This window comes from Phormidium sp. CCY1219 (assembly GCF_055795085.1).
This window is the reverse complement of record NZ_JAYFEQ010000396.1, coordinates 40,286-62,013: the sequence shown is the minus strand read 5'-3', so window position 1 is coordinate 62,013 and position 21,728 is coordinate 40,286. Positions and strand designations below refer to the sequence as shown.

Genomic DNA, 21,728 nt, shown 5'->3' with positions numbered 1-21,728 from the left:
AACGGAGTGCGTGAGGCACTTAGGCGGGTCAGCTACCTAAATTAACGAGGCACGAAGCCCCGCTACTTCAGAGCGGGATGCTGATGCTTCTCTACCTTCCTCTTGGTTGCCTAAAAGTTTGATGGCCAGCAGAGGCGGTGTGAAGCTGGTCTGGAAAAGGGAAGATGGGCTAGGAAGTTCCTAACCCAAGTGCGAGAACCGCGAACTGGGCGCGATCGCGCTTCAGGGAGCGGCGATCGCGGCGAGTGTACTTAGCTGCGCGAAGGCTTAAGTTCCTAGCGCGGAAACCAAATTGCGGAGGTTGACGTTCGCATATCCAACTTCCATTTTCGGTTTGTCTTGCAAGGTACTTGCCATGTTGTTGAGGATATTCATTAAATCGTCATATCCGCCAGTTCGCATTATTATATATTGCAACTGATTTTTAATTTGTTGCATGACTGGCGTGCCTTGCAATTTGGTGCCTTTTTTGCCGCTGCTGACTTCTTTGGTCAGATTGTGTTGAATGAAAATCCTCATGTTTTCGAGGCTTTGATTTTTCATCAACTGTTTGAGTTCGTCGCAGGCATTGTCTACCAATTTGCTGGTGACGAATTTCATCACCAACGGTGGCAGGGTAAAGAAAATGTCGGAGGCGGTTTCTTGTTTTTCAATCAGCGATCGCCGCGTTAGGGAATCGAGATTTTTCAGCATATCGGACAAGGAAACCGGCAACAACAGATTTTCGCGCAACCGCGAAATCGAAACCGGACCGTTTTCGATGGCCAACCAGTAGACGATTTCTTCTTCTGAGGGGGACAACCGCTCGAATTGCTGTTCGAGCAAGTCGGTGAGGGTATCCTCCACGAACAGTTCGGTGGCTTTCAAGAAGCTGCCGGTGTTCCCGTTAAAGAAATCTTTAATGGTTGTCGCAACAATCTTATAGGCCAGCAGATTGTCCGCATAGCGCTTCACCAGTTCTTTCCACTCTTTTTCGGTGGGGCTTACGCCTTTGTCTTTGAAGATTTCGCGCGCTACATCTTCGTAGTCCATCGGTTGCAGCGTCCGCACTTTTCCGCCTTCGAGCAAGGAGATTTCGGCGGGTTCTTCGTCGGTGGCGATCGTCAGGCAGCTTTTATGGGTGCTTTCCGCACAGCGTTTGATGAGTTCGCGATAGCCTTCGTATCCCTTACGATAGTTCCCGGCGAGTTCGTCGCTTTCTAGGACGGTCTCGAAATCATCCAAAATCACCAAGCAGCGATTTTTCCGCATCAGCTCTAATAAGCAGGTAATTCTGCCTGTGGCATCTTCGGGTAACTCCAGTTTCTTTTGCGTGGAAAGCGACTGGATGATGCCCCCAAGCAAGTCTTCCACCGAAGGCGTTCCCGCCATCGATCGCCACACGATGTAATCAAAGTCTTGTTGCAGCTTTTTGGCCATCTGCACTGACAGTACGGTTTTGCCATTCCCGGACATGCCCAGCAGCACCAGCAACCGCGTTCCTTCGTCTACGATTAACTCTTCTAAGATATCGAGCTCTTCGGTGCGCTTCACCAGTTGGGACACATCGGGAGCCTCACCCCAATCTTGGTTCTGGCTGGCCCGGGGTGTGGGAGTGGGAGAGGTTTTGGCTGGGGTGGCTTTGGTTTTGGTTTTGGGTGTCGCCGGGGGCGGGGGAGCCATTTCTTTCTCCCGATCCTGGTATTGGTAGATGAGCTGGTGCCGCAGTTCGGCTAGCTTCCCAGGTCCGCGTCCGTAAATGCTAAATTTCCGGTACACTTCGCCGAGACGCTTGCGTACTGCAATGTTGCTAATCCCCAATTTGGTGGCGATCGAGGCGGTGGAATCCCCATCGAGCGCCATGATCACGGTTTCTAGCTCGGCGTCGGATACGCCGCGCTGTTTGGCGACTTGTTTGAGAAAGTCTTGTGGAATTGGATTGCTCAAGATAGTTCTCTCGCTTTTACAAACGATACTCCAATTTTCATTATACTGTGTTTCTTCTAATTTGCACGCTTTTTTACCCAAGGTTGCTGAAATTTTTTTTTCTTTCGGGTAGCGATCGCCCTTCCGAGGGTTTCGCACCCCTATTTACTTGCCGGATAAAAACAGCCACAATCGCCGCCCCACAAGCGATTTGCGCGTTATTATCTCCTTGATTTTCCCCCTTGACCTTTCCCCCTACCCCAGGGTTTTGCTTCCCTCCCGGCGGTAAAAATTTTCCCTACCCGGCATTTCTTGCCCCCTTGAATAAAAAATCAAGCTTGACCCCAGAACGACCACCGTTTAGTTTAGAGAGGGATAGACCACTTTGCAACCCCCCTAGAAGAGGGCCGCTCCTTGTGGCTTCGCATATTCTATCTAACGAGTTGCGAATTCCACGTGCTAAACTATTGGATAAATAGGAGGCCAAAGGAGTTCTCTACAGGGGACTGTTTCCTCGGACGATTTCCCCCGGTCAAAACCCCTATTTTCTGGCTCGAATAGCTTATACTTGCTGGAGCTAGGACATCATAACACAAGAAATAGACAAAAATCAACAAAAATCCCCAACAAAAAACTGTCCTATTTTATACCATTTTAGGTTTTAGAAGGTAGCCTTAGCAAGGCGGCTTGGGAGGAAAAACCACCGATCCCGCGATCGACTCGGTGGACTCGCGGGGAGTTGGGAAGTTATGCAAGGGGGCGAGGAGAAAATGGAAGCCACCGCAGCACAGGTGCTTTGTCCAGGGGAAGGGGGGAGGAAACATCTGGTGCAAGGATTTCCCAAAGCGTCCGAGTTCTGCCCTGCCCGAATTCGCGAACGTTACTGGCGGAGTTCTCTCCAGAGTGAGGCTTGGCGCGTGAGGGTTGCGGGAGTGCTGCATGGTTTCGCGGCGGGGGTACAAGCCCGGGGAAGTGTTGGCGGTGGATTGGCAATAACAATGCATGAGTTTAAATCCTGGGTTTTTTCCAGCCCGTAGAATTTCCACGGCGGAAATATATTTGAACTTCACTGCCCAAATGGCGCTGCAGGGGCACAGAGGAAGCCTCGGCTCATGTTGGGCGAAGCAGGGGAAATCGGGGTGGGTCTATACCCTCGGGCGCTCTGGTGGCTGTGCTTTGCCACAAGGCAACACTCTCGCGATGCCGGGTCTAACACCATATTTATCCGAGGTCAATCAGTGAAGAAAATCGGCCAAAGGGCGGACTTGTGCGGATGGGCGATCGCCCTTTCACGGCCAGATTCTCGCCTTTCTCCCGGCTACCCCCTTCCACCGGGCGGGGCTTGGGTATCTCCCGCAAAGCTCCTCAAAAGATCCTCGTCTAACACCCGAATTTGCGAGCCTTCAATTTCGATCGCTCCGCAGTGGCTGAGTTTGGCAAACACCCGCGAAAGCGTCTCCGGAATCGTGCCGAGAAATGCTGCCAACTCCTTTTTCGATATCTCCAATTCCACAAAGGGCAAGGATTCCGGACTCGACTGGCTTAACTCCACCAAATACGCCGCCAATCGTTGCGGCACATCCTTCAAGGACAAATCTTCAATCACCCGGGCAAACCGCCGCAAGTGACCGGCAAAAACGGCTAACATATTAATTGCGATCGCTGGATTTTCCCGCATCAGCCCCAGCAAAGCCGTTCGGGAAAAAAACAACACTGTAGAATCCTCCAACGCCGCCGCCGAAGCCGGAAAACATTCCCCATCAAACGCAGGTACCTCGGCAAAATGCTGTGACGCTCCAAAAATTTGCAAAATTTGTTCTTTTCCTGACAAAGATTCCTTAAACACCTTCACCCGCCCAGAAACCACCACAAAAAAACCGATCCCCGGATCTCCCTCCCAAAACAACACCGCTCCTTTCTCATACTCTTGCGCGATCGCAATTTTCGCTACTGCTTCGCGATCGCGGGCGGACACCCCGCCAAATAACCGCGTTTGCCCCAAAAATTCCGTTCTATCCATTCCCAATCCACACTCCTCCAATGCCTAAAATCGTCCCTCATTTTAAAAAATCTATCGGCCCTTGACTTAAGTCAAGGCGCATTCCATTCCACCTCCCTACCATAAAAATTAAGAACTCAAAAGCCACAAAGGAGAAATGACCTATGTTTTGCAGCCAATGCGAACAAACTGCCGGCGGACAAGGATGCTATCAATGGGGGTCTTGCGGCAAAAGCCCAGAAGTTGATGCCCTACAAGACCTTTTAACCCATGTGTTGCGCGGACTCGGACAGGTGGCGATCGCCGCCCGGGAAGTGGGTGTCACCAACCTGCAAGCCGATCGCTTCACTTGCGAAACCCTCTTTTCCACCCTCACCAACGTCAACTTCGATCCCGATAGCTTCGTTGACTACATCCACCAAGGGATTGCCCTGAGAGAAAACCTCAAATCTCAACTGCGCGCGATCGCCCCGGAACACCGCATCTCGGATCCCGCCGCCCACTTTCAACCCGCCGAAACCCTGGACGAACTCGTCGAACAAGGGCGCGACCTGGAATACCAATTTATCTCCAAATCCGCCCAAAACGTCGATATCTTCTCCCTCAAACTCACGGTTATCTACGGACTCAAAGGCATCGCCGCCTATGCCTACCACGCCCAAGAACTCGGCCAAGAAGACGAACGAGTCTATGCCTTTTGTCACGAAGCCCTGGCATCTCTCGGCGACGACACCCTCTCTCTGGACGACTGGGTTAACCTCGCCCTGAAAGTCGGCGAAATCAACCTGCGGACGATGGAACTGCTGGATCTGGCCAACACCGGATCCTACGGTCATCCGGTTCCCACCCAGGTTCCCCTAGGGGCCACCCCAGGTAAAGCGATTCTGGTGTCGGGTCACAACCTGAAAGACTTGGAAGAACTGCTCAAACAAACCGAAGGCAAGGGCATTTTTATCTACACCCACGGGGAAATGCTCCCGGCGCATGGCTATCCCGGTTTAAAACAACAATACCCCCATCTGTACGGTCACTACGGTACCGCTTGGCAAAATCAAACTAAAGAATTTGCCAAATTCCCCGGCCCAATCGTGATGACCACCAACTGTTTGATGCCTCCTCAAAAATCTTATCAGGATCGCGTCTTCACTTGCGGTCCGGTAGGTTGGCCCGGATTGACCCACATCGAAAACCGCGACTTCAGTGGGGCGATCGAAATGGCTTTGTCAATGCCTGGGTTTACCGAAGTTGGGGATCCGCGTCACGTCACCACCGGTTTTGCCCGCCATGCGGTACTCGAAGTTGCCGATCGCGTCATCGAAGCGGTTAAAGCCGGCGAGATTCGTCACTTCTTCTTAGTCGGCGGTTGCGATGGGGCGAAACCGACGCGCAACTACTACAGCGAATTAGTCGAAAAAGTCCCGGAAGACTGCGTGGTTCTGACCCTCGCCTGTGGCAAATTCCGCTTTTTCGATAAGGAACTCGGCGACATTGGTGGCATTCCTCGGTTGATGGATGTGGGTCAATGCAATGATGCTTACTCTGCAGTTCAAATTACCCTGGCTTTGGCCAATGCTTTTGATGTAGAGGTCAATGAGCTACCGCTTTCGATGATTTTGTCCTGGTACGAACAAAAAGCCGTGGCTATTTTGCTGAGCCTGTTCTATCTGGGCATTCAAAATATCCGCTTGGGACCGACTCTGCCGGCATTTATTTCGCCGAATGTGTTTCAGCTCTTATCCCAAAAGTACAATCTCAAATCTATTACCACTCCGGATGAAGATTTGGCGGCTTGTCTCGGCACAGCAATCAACGTTTAATTCTCTTGACATTGGACTGCACGGTTCTTCTCTTTTGATGGCTAAGTTCTCATCGCTTTTCTGCTATTGAGCGTTCGATACCCCCCGGTTTTTTGGCATAAACCGGGGTTTTTTTATGGTGAAAAAATGCAATCGTCTCGATGGAGTTCGAGTCCGAATCTGGGGGAATTGGTGGGAGAAAAAGATACAAACTCGGCTGATTGGAAGTCCGGACCTTTCGCGCGATCGCTTTTCCGAGGCGGGCTAATTTCTATGCAAACCTTTTGCCCGTCAAATGCAGTATAATACTCAACGATCGCACCGGAGAAAAGGAGGAGCGATTTGCCTGCTGCTTTCTGCCCGGGCTATATAAACAAGCGATCGATGCTGTGGGCGGGGGTATTTATTTTGTCTGCAACGAAGGAATGCCGCTAGTTGCAATCGGTTTGAATTTCGGTTTCGGGGGCATCAGGGCACTCGATTCATACTTGGCGGGTTTCGGGAGCGAAATTGGTTTGAATGGGAGGGTTTGAGTTGAACGCCACAGGTATCGCTTTTGTAGCGCACTTGTATGAGAATGCAGGGAAATCGGGATACAATCTCGGCGTTTATTTGAAAAAATTCAATCCCGATCGCTTGAGGGTACAGACACAGCCGGCGTCAAGGGGAACTTGATGCTAAAAAATGTAGCACTAGGTTGCCTTGCGATCGCCAACGAAGCCGCGAAGGAGTTACCTGCGCTTGGCGTTCATCGTGCGAACGATCCAGTAGCTAATGGAGAGGGCAAAAATTGCGACCGCTAATCCTAGTAAATCATTCCCCGAATATTTGGTCAAGTCAAAAATAATAATTTTTCGCGCTACAGCCACCAGAGAGGTGACTATCACTAATTCTACTTGAACCGTATGTTTTTTCAAATAAGCCGTGATATTTTCTAAAATCTCGATTGAAATCAAAACGTTTAAAAATAATCCAAAAATTTCAAATAAAGTGGTATTAAAAAAGCCAACAGGTGTTATCAATATTTTTTGAGCCAGTAAAACAATTAAATCAAAAATCGCTACGATGATGATAATCACCATCAGCACCGAGAGAATTTTGGCAATAAAAATTTGCAGGGTTTCGATGAGATGGAGAAAATTGGAATCCTCACTAGCATTCCTGAGTTTGTCAGACACTTTTTTTAACAATGACATGGCAGGTTGAGACAATAGAGGGGCAATGTCAATAGCAACGCCCACAATGCAAGTCTCTTGATTTTATCGCCGATGGTGCCGATCGTCTAGGGAAAGGTAAGAAAAATCTGCCACAAGGGTTATGGTGGCGGGGGATAAGAACCCCTCGAATCCCCCTTTTCCCACTGGCCCGTTTTTCGGGGATTCTCGGGAATGGGAAGGAGTGAAGGGGAGGGGGGGATAAAATTAAGATAGGCGTGGGATAATGGAAGGGCGATCGCACAGCAGAAAATCCGAAGGGTTAAGCTGAGCGATCGCCCAGCTTAACGGTTTTATTTTTGAGGAAAAAGCGTTACGATCGAGCGGCTAAAACTTCGGGTTGTAAGACTTGGTTGAGCTTCCCGCTGCGATAGCCTTCCAGGTCTAAGGTGACATAAACGAAGCCGAATTCTTGAAATGCGGATACCAAAGCGGGTAAATCTTGAGCGATCGCGAAGTCTTTAATTTGTTCTGGAGGCAATTCGATGCGGGCGGTGTCTTTTTCAGACCGAACGCGGAGATTTTGCAGCCCGAGTTGACGCAAGTAGCGTTCGGCGCGCCCGACTCGTTGGAGTTTGTAAACGGTGATTTCTTCGCCGTAGGGAAAGCGAGAACTGAGACAGGGTTGGGCGGGTTTATCCCACCAAGGTAAGGCGAGTTGTTTGGCGAGTTGGCGCACTTCAGTTTTGCTGACGCCGACTTCGGCGAGGGGCGATCGCGCCCCCCGTTCTTTTGCGGCTTGAATCCCGGGGCGATAGTCTTTTAAATCATCTGCATTGACGCCATCGACGACGTAGGGATATCCCCTAGACAGGGCCAAAGGTTTTAAGGTATCGTGCAGTTCGCTTTTGCAGAAATAGCAGCGATTGACGGGATTGGCGGTGTAGTTGGGATTGGCCATTTCTTGGGTTTCCACTTCTTCGTGGGGAATCCCGATCGCGGCGGCTTGAATTCGCGCATCTTCTAAGTCTTCGGGAAGTAAAGAAGGCGAAACGGCGGTGACGGCTAAAGCGCGATCGCCGAGGACGTCATAGGCGATTTTCGCCACTAAGGTGCTATCAATACCGCCAGAATAGGCAATTAATGCCCGATCCATTTGCTGAAATAAGGTTCGGAGTTGTTCGAGTTTCTGCATGATTGGCAGGTTGGGCGACAAATCAATGGTCAAAAGTTCCGGTGTAGCAGGGCAATTTCTGCGAGTTACGTGCTAGAGGTTGCCCTCTCTAGTGTAGCGTAGCCCGGGGTTTTGTGTAGTGGTGTTGGGAAAATCTGCTGCGTTTCCCGGGGCTTTAAAACTGTCGCCGCGCGAAGATAAAGTTAGCGATCGCCAGCATAACGATGGTGTAAAATATGCCGTAAATTGCATTGAAAAGCAGGGTGAGTCCGTCGGGCAATATACCATAAACCGCTTGATTTTTTAAATCCAGACTCGACAAGTTGGGTAAAATAAGATATAATCCGTGGGTGATGGTTTGGAGCGCGGGACTTTTGCTCAGTTCTCCGGCTTTGAGGATTTCGCCACTTAGATGACCCATCACGTAGAGTCCAAAGGTGAGCAAGGTGGCAAGTAAGGAACTGGTAAAGACGCCGAGGGCGATCGCTACGGCGGTGAGTAATGCCAGCTCTAAGAATAAAAATAACAGCGCCACTATCATACTGCCCAGGGGATAAGCCACTCCTTGCAAGCTCATCAATCCCAGATAAATTGCACTGGTCACGGCAATTAATACGGCAATTACCCCACACAATCCCAGATGTTTGCCGACGATAAATTCCGTTCGACTGATGGGTTTGGCAAGCAACAGGAGGACGGTGCGATTTTCGATTTCTTTGTTCACCAGTCCTGTGCCCACAAATGCCGTGACGATTAAGCCGAGAATCCCGATCGCGGCGATGCCTAAATCGAGCAATATTTTATCTTCGGTGAGTACGGCATATTCCGGTAGCAGTTGCATTGCGCCGACAAAAAATAAGGCAAACAATACGATAAAGTACAGTACCCGATCGCGAATGACTTCGGAAAATACGTTAGCAGCGATCGCTTTCGTTCTCGTCAGATTCACGCGGTCCCCTCCTTTATCCCTTGGCAGTTGGATTTTAATAGAATATCTCAGTTTGGCCTATTTTAGGAAAAAGCGAGTAGCGATCGCAACTCGGCGATCGCCATTTCGGTCTCTTCGCGCCCCTTTTTGATGGTTTAGAGGGGTTTATCTCCTCCGTTCCCGGCGCAGAGTCACGGATTTTCTGAGCGAATCCGGATGGCGGGTTGGCATTGGAGGGACCCGCGCCCTACGGCGATCGGGGGAAGTTCCGCGCTTCCGGGAGTGGGTTGAGCTAAATTCCGCTCGATCTGACAGTTTTTTTTCCACTTCAGTGGCGGGTTATCCGAGGGGGATCTTTCCCAAGTTGCAAATAACTGTATTAAATACCCCCCTTGGGTTTGCACGATGATTTCTGTCAGGTTCCACCATTGATTTTCCGGTAGGGGCGAAAGTCGGGTTTTCACTTGGTTTTCCAGCTCCTTGTTTTGGGTTTCCCACTTCGATACCAATAGCTCCACTTTCCCCCACTGTTCTCCCTCCACTTGACTGCGGATAAACGCTTCCATCGAGTTTAAAATACTTTCCCCGCGCGCCGGGATTTCCTCTAAGCGACCGACTCTAATTGCAAAGGAACTCTGGTTAAAATCCCCCGATTGCAATAACGTCGGATAATCGGCTATCCCGCTATTAATTAACAATAAAAATTGCAACCAGCAACTCACCAGTAAGTTGGTAAACAACAACCGCACCAATTGCGGGCGCACTTCCACCGGGGGCGCGGTGAGTTTCATTTTGGGTAGCACTTTTGGCAAAGCGGCGATCGCTGCCGCCAAAATCGGCCAACTCCAAATTCCTATCTGAATGAACCAGCGATCGGGTAAATATTCAAAAAATAAAATGGTCAGCAATAATCCAATCGCCCACGGCCCCAAATTAATCCCCAATATTTTCCAGGGTTTTTCCGCTTGCCACCAGGTGGTTCCGACTATAAAAAATACCCAAGCCGCATTGTTGGTTAATTCGTAGGCATAGAGGGCCGGCGGCACCTGCAGCAAGGAAAAGAAGGAGACGAGCCAGGAAAATATGCTTAACAATACACAGGTTTCCCAAGAAAAAGGCTGGGTCGGTTTTAGCTTTTCTATTAATTTAACTATCCACTTTATCATCGCACGGGCAAAAACTCTTTTAACAGCAAAATTGCTAATATGGTACTGTTACTGTAGGCATGACCCCATAACACGGTTAGGGCTTGTCGGCGTTCGGGAGATTTTTTGATTTTGCGTCGAGAGGAGCTAAGGGGGGACTCTGGGTCGTCTTCTTGCAGGGGATAATTCGGATCGCTCAGTCGATTTAAGTTGACTAAAACAATGACTTTCACAAAAAAAGTTAGCCAAAATATGACAAATGCAAATAAGATAATCCACCCGCCGACATTCGGTCGGAGTCGATTAAAAAAGATATATTCTAGGAGTTGTATTTTTATAGAAGGTGACAGCAATTTGTAGAGGTAAAAAAACAAAATCCACCCCAAAACTGCCGCCACCAAATTCATCGAAAGGGCGTATTCGACGCTCATTTTGCGGCTGAGGCGAATTTCTCGATGCAAACTATTGGATTCGATGGCGATGGAAATGAGTAAAAAAAATGCTTGAAAGATAATGGCCGTAATGGGTAAAATATAGAACATCAAATGGTCTCCCCATCGGGTTGGCGAAGTGGTGAAATTCCTACCCTTAGTTTAGCCGATCGCCGATCGCGTTTGATTGCGGGGGTGAGGCGTCACGGATCCGGAGGTGGCGGAAAAATTTTGGCCTTTGAACCAGATTCGCCGCACTCTCCTTTTCTCGCGTAGCAGGTTGGCGATCGGGCGAGGTTTGGAGGAGCCTCATCTCGTAGGGATACTGAAAAGGCGATCGTGCCGCCTGTGGGGAGGGATAAGCCCTTCTCATCAAGACATCACCACCGGGCGTCGCAGGTGGAGGAGCATTCATCAGTTGTTTTTTGGGCGACGAAACCTCGGATAATAGGAATGGAGTGGACTAGAAAATACTCGCATATGACAAGGACTGGTATTGGCATTCGCACGGCTCAAGCGTCTCACGAGCGCATGGTGGGTCAGATTCACGTGTATGATGGAGCGGGTAAGGGCAAGTCCCAGGCGGCCCTGGGGGTGGTGTTGCGCTCCATTGGTCTGGGGATTAATATGCCGCAGCAAAGCCGGGTTTTGCTGTTGCGGTTTCTCAAGGGACCGGCGAGAGATTATGAAGAAGATGCGGCGATCGAGGCGTTGCAAAGAGGATTTCCTCATTTAATCGATCAGGTTCGCACTGGTCGCGCGGAATTTTTCGGCCCGGATGAAATTACCCGCTTCGACCGACAGGAGGCGCAGCGCGGATGGGATGTGGCGAAAGGCGCGATCGCCTCGGGTCTCTATTCTGTGGTGGTGCTAGACGAACTCAATCCGGTTTTGGATTTGGGGCTGTTATCGGTGGATGATGTGGTTCGTACCCTGAAGCACAAACCCGAACATCTCGAAGCGATCGCTACCGGGCGATCGGCACCGAGCGAATTGTTGGCCATTGCAGATTTGCACTCGGAAATGAAGGCTCACTACCACCCTACGGCGGCGGAACGGGGAATTACGGGGATTGAAATTTACACCGGGTCGGGAAAAGGGAAGTCTACCAGTGCGTTGGGAAAAGCGCTGCAGGCGATCGGGAAAGGAATTAGCCAAGATAAATCCCACCGGGTGTTAATCATGCAATGGCTGAAAGGGGGTAGCGGATACACGGAAGATGCGGCGATCGCGGCGTTGCGTCAAAGTTATCCCAATCTGGTGGATCATCAGCGCTGTGGCGGGGATGCGATTGTCTGGCGGGGTCAACAAAAGGAAATCGACTATGTGGAAGCGGAACGCGGATGGGAAATTGCCCGATCGGCGATCGCCTCGGGTCTTTATAAAACCATTATCCTCGACGAACTCAACCCCACGGTGGACTTAGAACTCCTTTCCGTCCAACCGATCGTGGAGGCGTTACTGCGCAAACCCAAAGACACCGAAGTGATTATCACCGGGCGCTGTCAGGAAATCCCCGATTATTTCGATTTAGCCAGCATTCACTCCGATGTCTTCTGTCACAAACATTATGCCAATCAAGGGGTAGAACTGAAACGCGGGGTGGATTTCTAAGTTCTGGATTCTAGGGGTTAGAAACCAAGGGGATGAAAGTAGAGACGCGGTTAATCGCGTCTCTACGCCGGTGCAATCCTCCCACCGATTGGTGACGGGCACCCACCTGGGCGCGATCGCTGGGGGGTGAGGGTCGATTTGAATCAATTTGCACTCAACTTGCCACGTTTCCCGGCAAAAAAAACCGCGATCGCTCTCCAGAAAACGGCGGAAATTGGAGCATTTTACCCGTTTCCCGCGATTGGGAATTTAATCAATTTTATGGCAAATTCACCGCTAAACTTTTAGCCAGTGCTCTGGCGAGAGAAATTTGGATTTTTTGGGTTGTGTAAGAGATAACAAAAAACTTGTATCTGGGATAACAATACCTGAGAAAACTTTTCGTAACCTACCGCATTTTGTAACCTTTGTCAATGAAATCTGTCACCAGAAAGCTGAGCGTGCGATCGCGGTTTTCTGCGGCCAAATCGTTCATAATAAAACCATAAATGCTACAAGATTTTTGGCTATGTTCGAGAAAAACTGTGTGGGATTATGCTGCCGCTCTTGTCGCTATTACTTGCCAGAAGGGCGGCGAGGCGGTCATTGTCAGCAACTTGGCGTGCCGGTGCGTGGGAGCTGGAGAACCTGTTCTGTCGCCCGGGGAGTCTTTGGCAATGACTGTCAAAAATTGGAAAAATTCACGCACTGGAAACAACCAGAAGGCGTAGGGGTTTAAAGGATGAATTAAGCGGAATCAATCCTCTATTGTAACAAATGGAGAATGGAGAAGTTGTTTGTAGGGTGGGCAATGCCTACCCTATCACGTTTTGATTGTCAGCCGAAGATTTTGTTGGGTGGGCAGCGCCCTTAGATTAGGCGCTGGGATGATAAATTTGTTGGTAGGGGTACTGCCCACCCGACGATTCGATTGTGAATTTTTAAAAGCCGATCGCGCTGCGGACGAGAATCACGGTACAGTCACAATTGCGAGCGATCGCTTCTGGAATATTGCCCATCATCACTTGTTTTAACATGCCCTCGCGACTGGCACCGAGAACGATAGCATCGCAGTGATTGTTATCAACCAAATCGATTAATGCATCCACCACAGAAGCGGCACAAATCGACAGACAAGAGACATTTCCGTTCACTTTGCGATCGAGAAGTTTGCAAGCGCGGTCGAGGACATTCGCATCCGGAGGCGGATGATTGGGGCCAAACACCTGACAGAGGCAGACTTCCGGATGACCGGCGATCGCCACCAAATCCGGGAGCAATTCAACCATTGCCATTGCATTCGGACCGCCGCGCAGGGGAACCAACCAGCGTCGAAAAAGCAGATTAAAAATCAGCGGCGAGCCAGTTTGTTTTGAGCCGCCGCGACTTTTTGGAAGTGCAGAGGTGATTCCGGAGGCGTGCCGATGGGGTACGGGGGGAAACGCCGCATTAAACTCCCGACGTTTTAACTCCATTTCCCGAGAGGAGAGCAGTTGCAACTTTTGAGTCACGGTGCGGCCCCATTTGATTAAAACCACATCGCAAGCAGCTTGACGAATCACCGTATCGGCGATATCGCCAAAAATCCGATCCGGCGTCGAGCTATTACCCTTCCATCCCATCAACAGCAAATCGATGTGACGTTTTTTCACCGTTTCGAGCATAGCGTGAGCCGGATTGTGGGCGACGCGCACCTGAGTATGTACCGGAATATCGCAATTGCGACCGATGCGTTCTGCCCGACGCAGGAGACGACGAGCGGCGATCGTTTTGACGGGAGTTTCGCTGGGGGGGCGATGACGAGAAACGGAAATCGCGTGCAGACATTCCAGTTCCGAGTGACGTTGCTGGGCGATCGCGGCGGCGAAGCGCAGTAAAGCCGGCGCGGTTTGCGGATTTGACAGCGGAACCAGAATGCGTCCGCGCCCGATAGCGGGGGCGCGGGTTTGATAGACCACATAAGAAGGTTGCAGGGGAGAACCCAACTGATTTTCCCCAGTGAGGCGATCGCTTTGCGCCCGAATAATATCCGTGCGGGTAATAATTCCCACCAACTTGCGACCTTCGGTGACCGGCACCCGACTGAGGCGGTAACGGTTGAGCTGATAGAGGACCTCGCTGAGGGGGTCATCCGGGGAAACCCGCACTGGTTGGGGGGTCATAATTTCCGTGAGGGGGTGAAACCCGGGAAGATTGCGCTTGCCAATTTTCACCAAATCTGTTTGGGTGACAATCCCGACTAATTTGCCATCATCCACCACGGGAAAGCCACGATGATGCGATCGCGCGAATGCCTTCACCACTTCATCCAGGGCCAACTTGCTGCTCAGGGTCTCCACCCGACGCTGCATGACGTCCGCCGCCCTCACCTCACTTAAAGCATTATTACCCGCTCCTTCTCGCGGCAGTTCGATGCCCTTTAATTTTAACAATTTGTCATAAAGCGACCCCGGCCATGCGGTTTCCGAGACTAAATAAGATACCACCGCCCCAATCATCAACGGCAGCACTAAATTAAAATCGGTGGTAATCTCGAAAATCATTACCACCGCTGTAATAGGGGTTTTCGACACCGCACAGAAAAAGGCTCCCATACCCGCCAGGGCGTAGGTTGTCGGCAACCCCACCCCGATCAGATCCATTTGCCAAAGACCGATGAGATAACCCAGGGCCGACCCCAATATTAAGGAGGGGGCAAACAAACCTCCCGGCGCGCCCGAACCTGCTGCTACTATAGTGAGGATAAAGTGAGTTAAAAAGGCGATCGCCGATGCCTGTAAGTCTGCTTCTCCCCCGAGGAGAAACTCGCGCAACCCCGTATTGTTACGAAATAACGCCGGCAAAAAGGCGATCGTCACGCCGCAAATCCACCCCGCCAGGGCCACCCGCAACCACATGGGCAGTCGGCTGAGGGTGCGACGATTGAACTGTGCCGCCGCCACAATGCCTCGGGTAAATAACGTCCCGAACACCCCGGCCAAAATTCCCAATATCAAATAAAACGGAATCTCCGGCGCGGAAAAACGGGTGTCAAACGTGGATAACCCAATATTGAGGTCCAAACTTTGACCGCCGAGAATCCGGGAGACTACCGCCCCCACAAATGAGGCAATAATCGCCGGACCGAGGGTAAACCCGGAAATATCGTGGAGCAGTTCTTCCACGGCAAATAATACTCCGGCGATCGGGGCATTAAACCCCGCCGCTAAACCCGCCGCCGCGCCCGCTGCAATTAACTGGCGGCGATAGTCTGGGGAGGTGGGAAACCAGTGCCCGATTTGATTGGCTAAAGCGGCTCCAATCTGCACCGTTGGGCCTTGCCGCCCCAAGGTTAGCCCGGATCCCACGGTGACGATGGTGCCGAGGAGTTTGACGATCGCCACGCGCAAATCCAGGGCTAAGGAAAATCCCCCTAAGGCGGCTTTCACTTGCCCAATCCCACTCCCCCCGGTTTCCGGTGCAATGCGTTCCACGAGCAATCCCGCCAATGCGCCCCCCACCAGTCCCACCATCGGCAGCAATATCCAACTCGAGAGGGTGGTGGAGGCATACAGTCGCCAGGATCCGAGCCACCCCACTCCTTGTTTGAGAAGTACCGCCGCCAATCCCGACACTAACCCGATCAAACCGGCTTCAAAAATAGCAAGGCGTTTCGGTTGCAGAAAAACGGATCTCAGCCTTGCCGCGATTTTCGCGCTCTTTGAATCGTAAAAGAGCCACATAACGATTAAGAATTGATTTTTTTTGGCTGCTAGATAATTTTATCGAGGGCACAAAGGGGAGGCGCGATCGCAGCGATCTGATTCCCTGCGCCGCCATCCCCTACCCCCACCGACTCACGGCTTAAAATTTTTCGCCGCTGTTCTCATTTTTCCCCTTCGGTTTGACCTCAGAACAATTTTCCGCCCCAATGGCACTCGGGGCGGGTTCGCTTCCGGAGTCGGTGGGTTGACAATGTTTGCCCTGCGATCGCCCCGGGGCGATCGCAGTTTTCTTTGCCCACAGACTCCGCACTCGCGGGGTTACGAGGATTGATTTTTCCCCGTCACGTAGAGTCCGGACAGGATCAGGGACGGGGTATAGCAAGAGCCGTTCCATTCCGCATCGGCCCCGATTTCCACCAGTTCTTTGACGGCGGTGTACACGTTGCCGGCTACCATCGTGTCTTTCACTCGTCCGATGATTTCGCCATTTTTCACCCGAAAACCGAGATCTACATTAATGGAAAAATCTCCAGAAATGCCGGCCCCGCCACCGAGGATTTGATCCACGATTAATCCTTCTTCGAGTTGGGCGATGAGTTGGGAGAGGGAGTGGGAACCGGGTTCGATGTACCAGTTGAATAAACCGGGGGTGGGATAGCTGCCTAAACTGGGGCGAAATCCGTTACCGGTGGTGCCGATGCCGAGTAAGCGCCCGGTGGTGCGATCGCAGTAAAAGTTTTGTAACATCCCGTGGTGGATAAAGGTGATGGTTTGGGTGGGGGTGCCTTCATCGTCGAAGGGGCAACTATATGGTCCGGCGGTGGGTTGTTGAGAAATGGTTAATTTCTCGGAGGTGACGAGTTGCCCGATGCGATCGCTCCAGGGAGAAGACTGCTCTTTGACTCGTTTGCCGTTGACTGCGGCTTGTAGGGTTCCCCAGAGCATATCTGCGGCTTTGGCGGTGAATAATATCGGCAAGCCTCCGCTGACGGCGGGAACGTTTTCTTTACTCCAGGCTAGGCGTTGCAAAATTTGCTCGGCGATTTCTGTGGGTTGCAGGGTTCCGCGCTGGATTTGACCGTCGGAGACGCTGAGGAAGTCATCGCCGCGCACCCATTCGGCGGATAGGTAGCCGCTGAGGGTGGTATCTTTGTAGCTACAATGCAGTCCTTTGCTGTTGAGGACGCGGGTGGTTTCGCTTTCGCATTCCCACTCGCCGTTGCAGATAATTTCGGGATAGGCATCGCGCACCAAGGCGATCGCTTCTTTGCCCCACTCGACTAACTGTTCGCTGCTGATGTTTTCGCCGATGTCTTCATAGGAAATGGCTTTGTTTTCGGTCAGTTCGATGATTTCGGGTTGATTTAATTCGCTCAACGCCAAGGCGCGATCGACTAACATTTGCGGTTCTACTGGCCCATAGGCAACCGCTATCCCGGGACGCCCATTTTTCCACACTCGCAGGGCCGTTCCTTCCGACTGGGTACTTTCCAGTTGTTTGAGTCGGTTGGCTTCAAAATAAACCGGTCGCGAGTGGGCTTTGGACTGAAATATTTCTGCTTCTTCAGCACCGGATTTTTTGGCGATTTCTAGCAATTTTTCTGCTAGTTCTTCGGCTTGCAAATGTTCAGAACCCATAATACTTCCCAGTTGAATGTTGCAGGATAAATGGTGAATTTTTCTGGCAATATTTGACCACAAAACTTGTCCCGGTAGAAGGGTTCTGCGACTCGGTTGAAAATTTATCCCTTCTGTTTCACTCAGGTATTTTTCCTTTCGCTTGTCGGGTTGCCATTTACCCCAGGTTGAGTTCTGGTAGTAGCCAAAAGCCGGCAAATGATTCGGAATTCGGGTCGGACTGAATGGCGATAAAGTGAACGCCGCTGGCTTGTTCTTTGGCGGTTTGAAATCCTTCGGCTTCTTGCTTGGTTTGGGGGTCGGTGATGTTGGCGAGAATCCAGCGATCGCTAAATCCGGTTTCTAAAATTAATTGTGCCGGCGAGTCTAATTTTACTTGCACGGCTGCCAATTCCAAACCCGACATCCATCCCGCCAGGGCTTTGGCTCGGGCGGAGAAAATAATCAATCCCGGAATGCGGGTTTCGGGGGTCAGGTCGGGGACTAAACTTTGCTCGCCTAAAATGGGGAAGGCTTCGCAAAAGTCAATTTCCCATTCTTGCATTTCTGCAAAGGCATCGGCTTCTAAGGTGACGAAGGCCCATTTTTCGCCCCGCAAGGCGTCGGGGAGGGGTTGGGGATCGGCAACTTCAAACCGCACGGAGGCGGTGGGCTTGGCTCCTTGATACCCGGGTTCGTTGGGGTAAACGCTTTCCATGCGCTGTTCTAACCATCGCTGCAGGGTAATGGTGCGCCGGGAGGGTTTCGGGAGTAGCCCCAAGTCTTTGCAGGCTTTGGTTATCATGTTGTTCATCTGGCGACGGAAGAAGCGAATCTGCGTCGGCGGTTTTGGGGCGGAGGCGATCGCTTCTTGGATTGCATTTCCCAGCCAGATAGAGTTGACCTGCGTACTGGGACAATATTTGCTAAAGCGAAATAATTCTTCTGTAGAACGGGTATCGCTGGGACTCTCGCAGATGAGCACTTCCCAGCGTTTTTTCCCGTTCTCGTCGAGAATTGGTTTTGAGTAAAAATCGAGTTCCCAGGTTTTCCTCATCAGGTTTGCGCTATTTTGTCGGCCTACTATTTATTTGCGATCGTATCATTAAAGGGATTCGCGCTTGCTTTCTACCGGATAAAAAACATCTCTGCGAGAGTGGGCGGCGATCGCGCCAACCCACTTCGTTCCTCCCAGCTCTTTCCCATTCCCTATATCATAAAAACGCACAATATCACCCAAATTTCATCAATGATTTATATCGATGGTTCTTATGGCGAAGGCGGCGGTCAAGTGCTGCGAACTTCCCTCACCCTCGCCACCCTCACCGGCACGCCTCTGCGTCTCGATCGCATCCGCGCCAAACGCAAAAAACCGGGTCTGGCGGCGCAGCACCTCACCTGTGTGAGAGCGGCGGCAGCTCTGTGCAATGCGGAATGCAAGGGGGATGCCCTCGGGGAGATCGCCTTGGATTTTATCCCCCAAACTCCCCCCCAACCGGGAGAGTATCTGTTCGATGTCACCACCGCCGGCGCAGTCTCTCTCATCGTCCAAACGGTGCTGATGCCTTTGGCATTGACCCCCGGCGAGTCCCTGATCGCCCTGCGGGGGGGCACTTACGTGCCGTTTAGCCCGCCGGTTCCTTACCTGCAACAAGTCTTTTTGCCGCTACTGGAACGCATGGGGGTATCAGCAACGGTGGAATTAGTCAAGTGGGGCTGGTATCCGCGCGGTGGCGGCGAAATTCAATTGCGCGTCACCGGCGGGGGTGCCCCCAGGGGTCTGCAGTTGCGCGATCGCGGCGAGTTGACTCAGGTGCGAGGTCTGGCGGTGGTCACGGAGTTGCCTTCTCACATCCCGCAACGGATGGCGAATCGGGCGGAAAATGTCCTGCGCGATGCCGGTCTGTATGCGAAGGTAGAACCCCGTCGGGAAAAAGGGATAGCGCCGGGGGCGGCTCTGTTTCTCACCGCCGAGTACGAACGCAGTTTTGCCGGATGCGGGGCCTTGGGCCGCAAGGGATTGCCCTCGGATCGGGTGGCGGATATGGCTTGCGAGGCATTGTTACAGTTCCACCACAGTGATGCGGCGATCGACCGCTTTTTGGCGGATCAGTTACTCTTACCGGCGGCTTTGGCGTCTGAGGAAAGTCACTATCGGGTGGCTGACGTGACCTTGCATTTAACCACCAATGCTTGGGCGATCGAACAGTTTGGGTTAGCAAAAATTCATTGCAGTGAAACTGAAAAAATCATCTCGGTTTATCCCACCGGATAAGCAAGGCGTTCCCCCCTGGGGGGAACGCGAGCCGCTCTAAGTGCTATATTAAGTGCCTCTACCCCCTACAATGCCAAATCCGTTACCGCGCCGAGGCTGCTGGAAGAGACCAGCTTGGCAAATTTTGCCATCACGCCTTTTGTATAACGGGGGGCGGGGGGTTGCCAGTTGGCGCGACGCTGAACCAGTTCGCCATCGGGGACATCCAGGTGCAAGAGGCTTTGGTGGGCGTCGATGGTGATGGTATCGCCTTCTCGAACTAGGGCGATCGTACCGCCCACGGCGGCTTCTGGGGCCACGTGACCCACCACCATGCCGTATGTCCCGCCGGAGAAACGACCATCGGTAATCAATCCCACGGAGTCGCCCAATCCTGCGCCGATAATCGCGGAGGTGGGGGCGAGCATTTCGCGCATTCCCGGGCCTCCCTTGGGTCCTTCGTAGCGGACGACGACGATATCGCCGGGTCTAATCTGACCGTCGAGAATGGCTTTCAGGCAGTCTTCTTCGGAGTCAAATACCCGCGCCGGACCGCTAATTTTTGGGGTTTTCACGCCGCTGATTTTGGCTACTGCGCCTTCGGTGGCCAGATTGCCTTTGAGAATGGCTAAGTGCCCTTGGGCGTACATGGGCTTGTCCCAGGGCCGAATCACTTCTTGTCCGGCGGGGGGTTGGGAGGGAATGTCGGCTAACTGTTCGGCGACGGTTTGGCCGGTAATGGTCAGGGCATCGCCATGCAGCAATCCCCGTTCTAGTAGCATTTTCATCACTAAGGGGACGCCACCGGCTTGGTGGAATTGGGTGGTGACGAACCGACCGCTGGGTTTGAGGTCGCACAGGACCGGGACGCGGGTGCGAATGCTCTCGAAGTCGTCTAGGGTGAGGGGGACGCCGGCTGCATGGGCGATCGCCAGTAAATGCAGTACGGCATTGGTGGAACCGCCTAAGGCCATAATTACGGCAATTCCGTTTTCAAATGCCTTGCGCGTCAGGATCTGGCGCGGCAAAATTTGCTGGCGAATGGCGTTGAGGAGGACTTCGGCAGATTTTTCGGTACTTTCGGCTTTTTCGGCGTCTTCTGCGGCCATTGTGGAGGAGTACATCAAACTCATGCCCATCGCTTCTAATGCGGAGGACATGGTGTTGGCGGTGTACATGCCACCGCAAGACCCAGCGCCGGGACAGGCGTTTCGTTCTACGGCGAGGAGTTCTTTTTCGTCGATTTTTCCGGCGCTGTATTCTCCTACGGCTTCAAAGGCACTGACGATGGTCAGATCTCGCCCGTCTAGGTTCCCGGGTTTGATGGTGCCGCCGTAGACGAAGATGGCGGGAATGTTCATGCGGGCCATCGCGATCGCCGCCCCGGGCATGTTTTTATCGCACCCGCCAATGGCTAGCACTCCATCTAGACTCTGCCCGTTGCACACGGTTTCGATGGCGTCGGCAATGACTTCGCGCGAGACGAGGGAGTATTTCATGCCTTCGGTTCCCATCGAGATGCCGTCGCTGATGGTAATGGTGCCGAACAGTTGCGGCATTCCACCGGCATTCTCTACGCCGCTTTCGGCGCGTTTGGCTAGGATATCCAGTCCCATGTTGCAGGGGGTAATGGTGCTGAATCCGTTGGCAATACCGACGATGGGTTTGGTAAAGTCGTTGTCGGAAAATCCCACGGCACGCAACATGGCGCGGTTCGGCGATCGCGCGGGTCCTTGGGTGACGACTTGGCTTCTGACATTCTCGGACATTTTTCTTTCCGTTAACTGAGTGCAATTTTAGGGGTGGGGGTTAGAACGAAGGCGAGATTCTTGTTGTTTTTCGCCTCTAGCATAAATTCCCTCTTTTTATTGTCTCAGACTGTACGACGCTTGGCGAATTTTCCTCTACCGATCCGGGGGTCTGTCTACTCTTGAGCTTTCACCTTTCTCCCGCTGGCGATTTCTGGGCTTCTACCCTTCGATCTGTGCTATGGAACAGGATAAATTGGAAGCACGGACAACTAACGTA

17 protein-coding genes are annotated in these 21,728 nt (G+C 52.0%); 3 read left to right on the top strand and 14 right to left on the bottom strand.

Translation table 11 applies throughout. The annotated features are described in order from the left end of the window. Positions 1 to 267: 267 nt before the first annotated feature. Together AC0QH1_RS08300 and AC0QH1_RS08295 are read right to left on the bottom strand one after the other, a co-directional pair. Entirely contained in the window at positions 268 to 1,926 is a 1,659-nt protein-coding gene (locus AC0QH1_RS08300) for an NB-ARC domain-containing protein (RefSeq protein WP_324630581.1), read from the bottom strand. 1,297 nt (positions 1,927 to 3,223) lie between these two features. Continuing rightward, a complete protein-coding gene (locus AC0QH1_RS08295; RefSeq protein ID WP_324630580.1) occupies positions 3,224 to 3,925 on the bottom strand; it encodes a Crp/Fnr family transcriptional regulator in 702 nt (233 codons plus the stop codon). A 143-nt stretch (positions 3,926 to 4,068) separates the two neighbouring features. On the opposite strand from AC0QH1_RS08295, the gene hcp reads away from it, so the two are divergent. Further along, positions 4,069 to 5,721 carry a hydroxylamine reductase gene (gene hcp, locus AC0QH1_RS08290; protein WP_324630579.1) on the top strand — a complete coding sequence of 551 codons (1,653 nt, stop codon included), beginning with the start codon at positions 4,069 to 4,071 and terminating at the stop codon, positions 5,719 to 5,721. Positions 5,722 to 6,168: 447 nt separating this feature from the next. Here the strand turns inward: hcp and AC0QH1_RS08285 are convergent, their stop codons facing one another. The 6 genes from AC0QH1_RS08285 to fraC form a co-directional block, all read right to left on the bottom strand. Further along, complete coding sequence (locus AC0QH1_RS08285) at positions 6,169 to 6,312, bottom strand: nitrate reductase associated protein (RefSeq protein ID WP_442957297.1); 144 nt, start codon at positions 6,310 to 6,312, stop codon at positions 6,169 to 6,171. Positions 6,313 to 6,431: 119 nt separating this feature from the next. Further along, a complete protein-coding gene (locus AC0QH1_RS08280) occupies positions 6,432 to 6,941 on the bottom strand; it encodes a phosphate-starvation-inducible PsiE family protein (protein WP_324630578.1) in 510 nt (169 codons plus the stop codon). A gap of 286 nt (positions 6,942 to 7,227) precedes the next feature. Continuing rightward, complete coding sequence (larE, locus tag AC0QH1_RS08275; protein WP_324630577.1) at positions 7,228 to 8,049, bottom strand: ATP-dependent sacrificial sulfur transferase LarE; 822 nt, start codon at positions 8,047 to 8,049, stop codon at positions 7,228 to 7,230. 154 nt (positions 8,050 to 8,203) lie between these two features. Beyond that, complete coding sequence (locus tag AC0QH1_RS08270) at positions 8,204 to 8,977, bottom strand: ABC transporter permease (RefSeq protein ID WP_324630575.1); 774 nt, start codon at positions 8,975 to 8,977, stop codon at positions 8,204 to 8,206. A gap of 170 nt (positions 8,978 to 9,147) precedes the next feature. Further along, complete coding sequence (locus AC0QH1_RS08265; protein WP_324630574.1) at positions 9,148 to 10,122, bottom strand: DUF5357 family protein; 975 nt, start codon at positions 10,120 to 10,122, stop codon at positions 9,148 to 9,150. Further along, positions 10,119 to 10,643 carry a filament integrity protein FraC gene (gene fraC, locus AC0QH1_RS08260; RefSeq protein ID WP_324630573.1) on the bottom strand — a complete coding sequence of 175 codons (525 nt, stop codon included), beginning with the start codon at positions 10,641 to 10,643 and terminating at the stop codon, positions 10,119 to 10,121. Before fraC ends, AC0QH1_RS08265 begins: the two co-directional genes overlap by 4 nt. 369 nt (positions 10,644 to 11,012) lie before the next feature. On the opposite strand from fraC, the gene AC0QH1_RS08255 reads away from it, so the two are divergent. Further along, positions 11,013 to 12,146: a cob(I)yrinic acid a,c-diamide adenosyltransferase gene (locus AC0QH1_RS08255; protein ID WP_324630571.1), complete on the top strand. Its 1,134-nt coding sequence runs from the start codon at positions 11,013 to 11,015 to the stop codon at positions 12,144 to 12,146. 10 nt (positions 12,147 to 12,156) lie between these two features. Here AC0QH1_RS08255 and AC0QH1_RS08250 read toward each other — a convergent pair whose 3' ends face one another. The 5 genes from AC0QH1_RS08250 to AC0QH1_RS08230 form a co-directional block, all read right to left on the bottom strand. After that, positions 12,157 to 12,300, bottom strand: a complete 144-nt coding sequence (locus AC0QH1_RS08250; RefSeq protein ID WP_324630570.1) for a hypothetical protein — start codon at positions 12,298 to 12,300, stop codon at positions 12,157 to 12,159. Positions 12,301 to 13,066: 766 nt separating this feature from the next. Beyond that, positions 13,067 to 15,847 carry a chloride channel protein gene (locus tag AC0QH1_RS08245; protein ID WP_324630569.1) on the bottom strand — a complete coding sequence of 927 codons (2,781 nt, stop codon included), beginning with the start codon at positions 15,845 to 15,847 and terminating at the stop codon, positions 13,067 to 13,069. 121 nt (positions 15,848 to 15,968) lie between these two features. After that, complete coding sequence (locus AC0QH1_RS08240; RefSeq protein ID WP_324630567.1) at positions 15,969 to 16,139, bottom strand: hypothetical protein; 171 nt, start codon at positions 16,137 to 16,139, stop codon at positions 15,969 to 15,971. An 8-nt stretch (positions 16,140 to 16,147) separates the two neighbouring features. Next, positions 16,148 to 17,467, bottom strand: a complete 1,320-nt coding sequence (locus AC0QH1_RS08235; protein ID WP_442957296.1) for a TldD/PmbA family protein — start codon at positions 17,465 to 17,467, stop codon at positions 16,148 to 16,150. A gap of 157 nt (positions 17,468 to 17,624) precedes the next feature. Next, a complete protein-coding gene (locus tag AC0QH1_RS08230) occupies positions 17,625 to 18,503 on the bottom strand; it encodes a Tab2/Atab2 family RNA-binding protein (RefSeq protein WP_324630566.1) in 879 nt (292 codons plus the stop codon). 192 nt (positions 18,504 to 18,695) lie between these two features. Between AC0QH1_RS08230 and rtcA the strand changes: the two genes are divergently transcribed. After that, the gene (gene rtcA, locus AC0QH1_RS08225; RefSeq protein ID WP_324630565.1) at positions 18,696 to 19,721 is read left to right on the top strand and encodes an RNA 3'-terminal phosphate cyclase; all 1,026 of its coding nucleotides are present in this window, start codon (positions 18,696 to 18,698) and stop codon (positions 19,719 to 19,721) included. 65 nt (positions 19,722 to 19,786) lie between these two features. Here rtcA and ilvD read toward each other — a convergent pair whose 3' ends face one another. Beyond that, positions 19,787 to 21,469, bottom strand: a complete 1,683-nt coding sequence (gene ilvD / locus AC0QH1_RS08220; RefSeq protein ID WP_324630564.1) for a dihydroxy-acid dehydratase — start codon at positions 21,467 to 21,469, stop codon at positions 19,787 to 19,789. Positions 21,470 to 21,728 lie beyond the last annotated feature (259 nt).

Excerpts from the sequence above, each read along its gene's own strand:
- AC0QH1_RS08295 (WP_324630580.1), bottom strand. The coding sequence starts at position 3,925 with ATGGATAGAACGGAATTTTTGGGGCAAACGCGGTTATTTGGCGGGGTG.
- hcp (WP_324630579.1), top strand. The coding sequence starts at position 4,069 with ATGTTTTGCAGCCAATGCGAACAAACTGCCGGCGGACAAGGATGCTAT.
- larE (WP_324630577.1), bottom strand. The coding sequence starts at position 8,049 with ATGCAGAAACTCGAACAACTCCGAACCTTATTTCAGCAAATGGATCGG.
- AC0QH1_RS08265 (WP_324630574.1), bottom strand. The coding sequence starts at position 10,122 with ATGATAAAGTGGATAGTTAAATTAATAGAAAAGCTAAAACCGACCCAG.
- fraC (WP_324630573.1), bottom strand. The coding sequence starts at position 10,643 with ATGTTCTATATTTTACCCATTACGGCCATTATCTTTCAAGCATTTTTT.
- AC0QH1_RS08255 (WP_324630571.1), top strand. The coding sequence starts at position 11,013 with ATGACAAGGACTGGTATTGGCATTCGCACGGCTCAAGCGTCTCACGAG.
- AC0QH1_RS08245 (WP_324630569.1), bottom strand. The coding sequence starts at position 15,847 with ATGTGGCTCTTTTACGATTCAAAGAGCGCGAAAATCGCGGCAAGGCTG.
- AC0QH1_RS08235 (WP_442957296.1), bottom strand. The coding sequence starts at position 17,467 with ATGGGTTCTGAACATTTGCAAGCCGAAGAACTAGCAGAAAAATTGCTA.
- AC0QH1_RS08230 (WP_324630566.1), bottom strand. The coding sequence starts at position 18,503 with ATGAGGAAAACCTGGGAACTCGATTTTTACTCAAAACCAATTCTCGAC.
- rtcA (WP_324630565.1), top strand. The coding sequence starts at position 18,696 with ATGATTTATATCGATGGTTCTTATGGCGAAGGCGGCGGTCAAGTGCTG.
- ilvD (WP_324630564.1), bottom strand. The coding sequence starts at position 21,469 with ATGTCCGAGAATGTCAGAAGCCAAGTCGTCACCCAAGGACCCGCGCGA.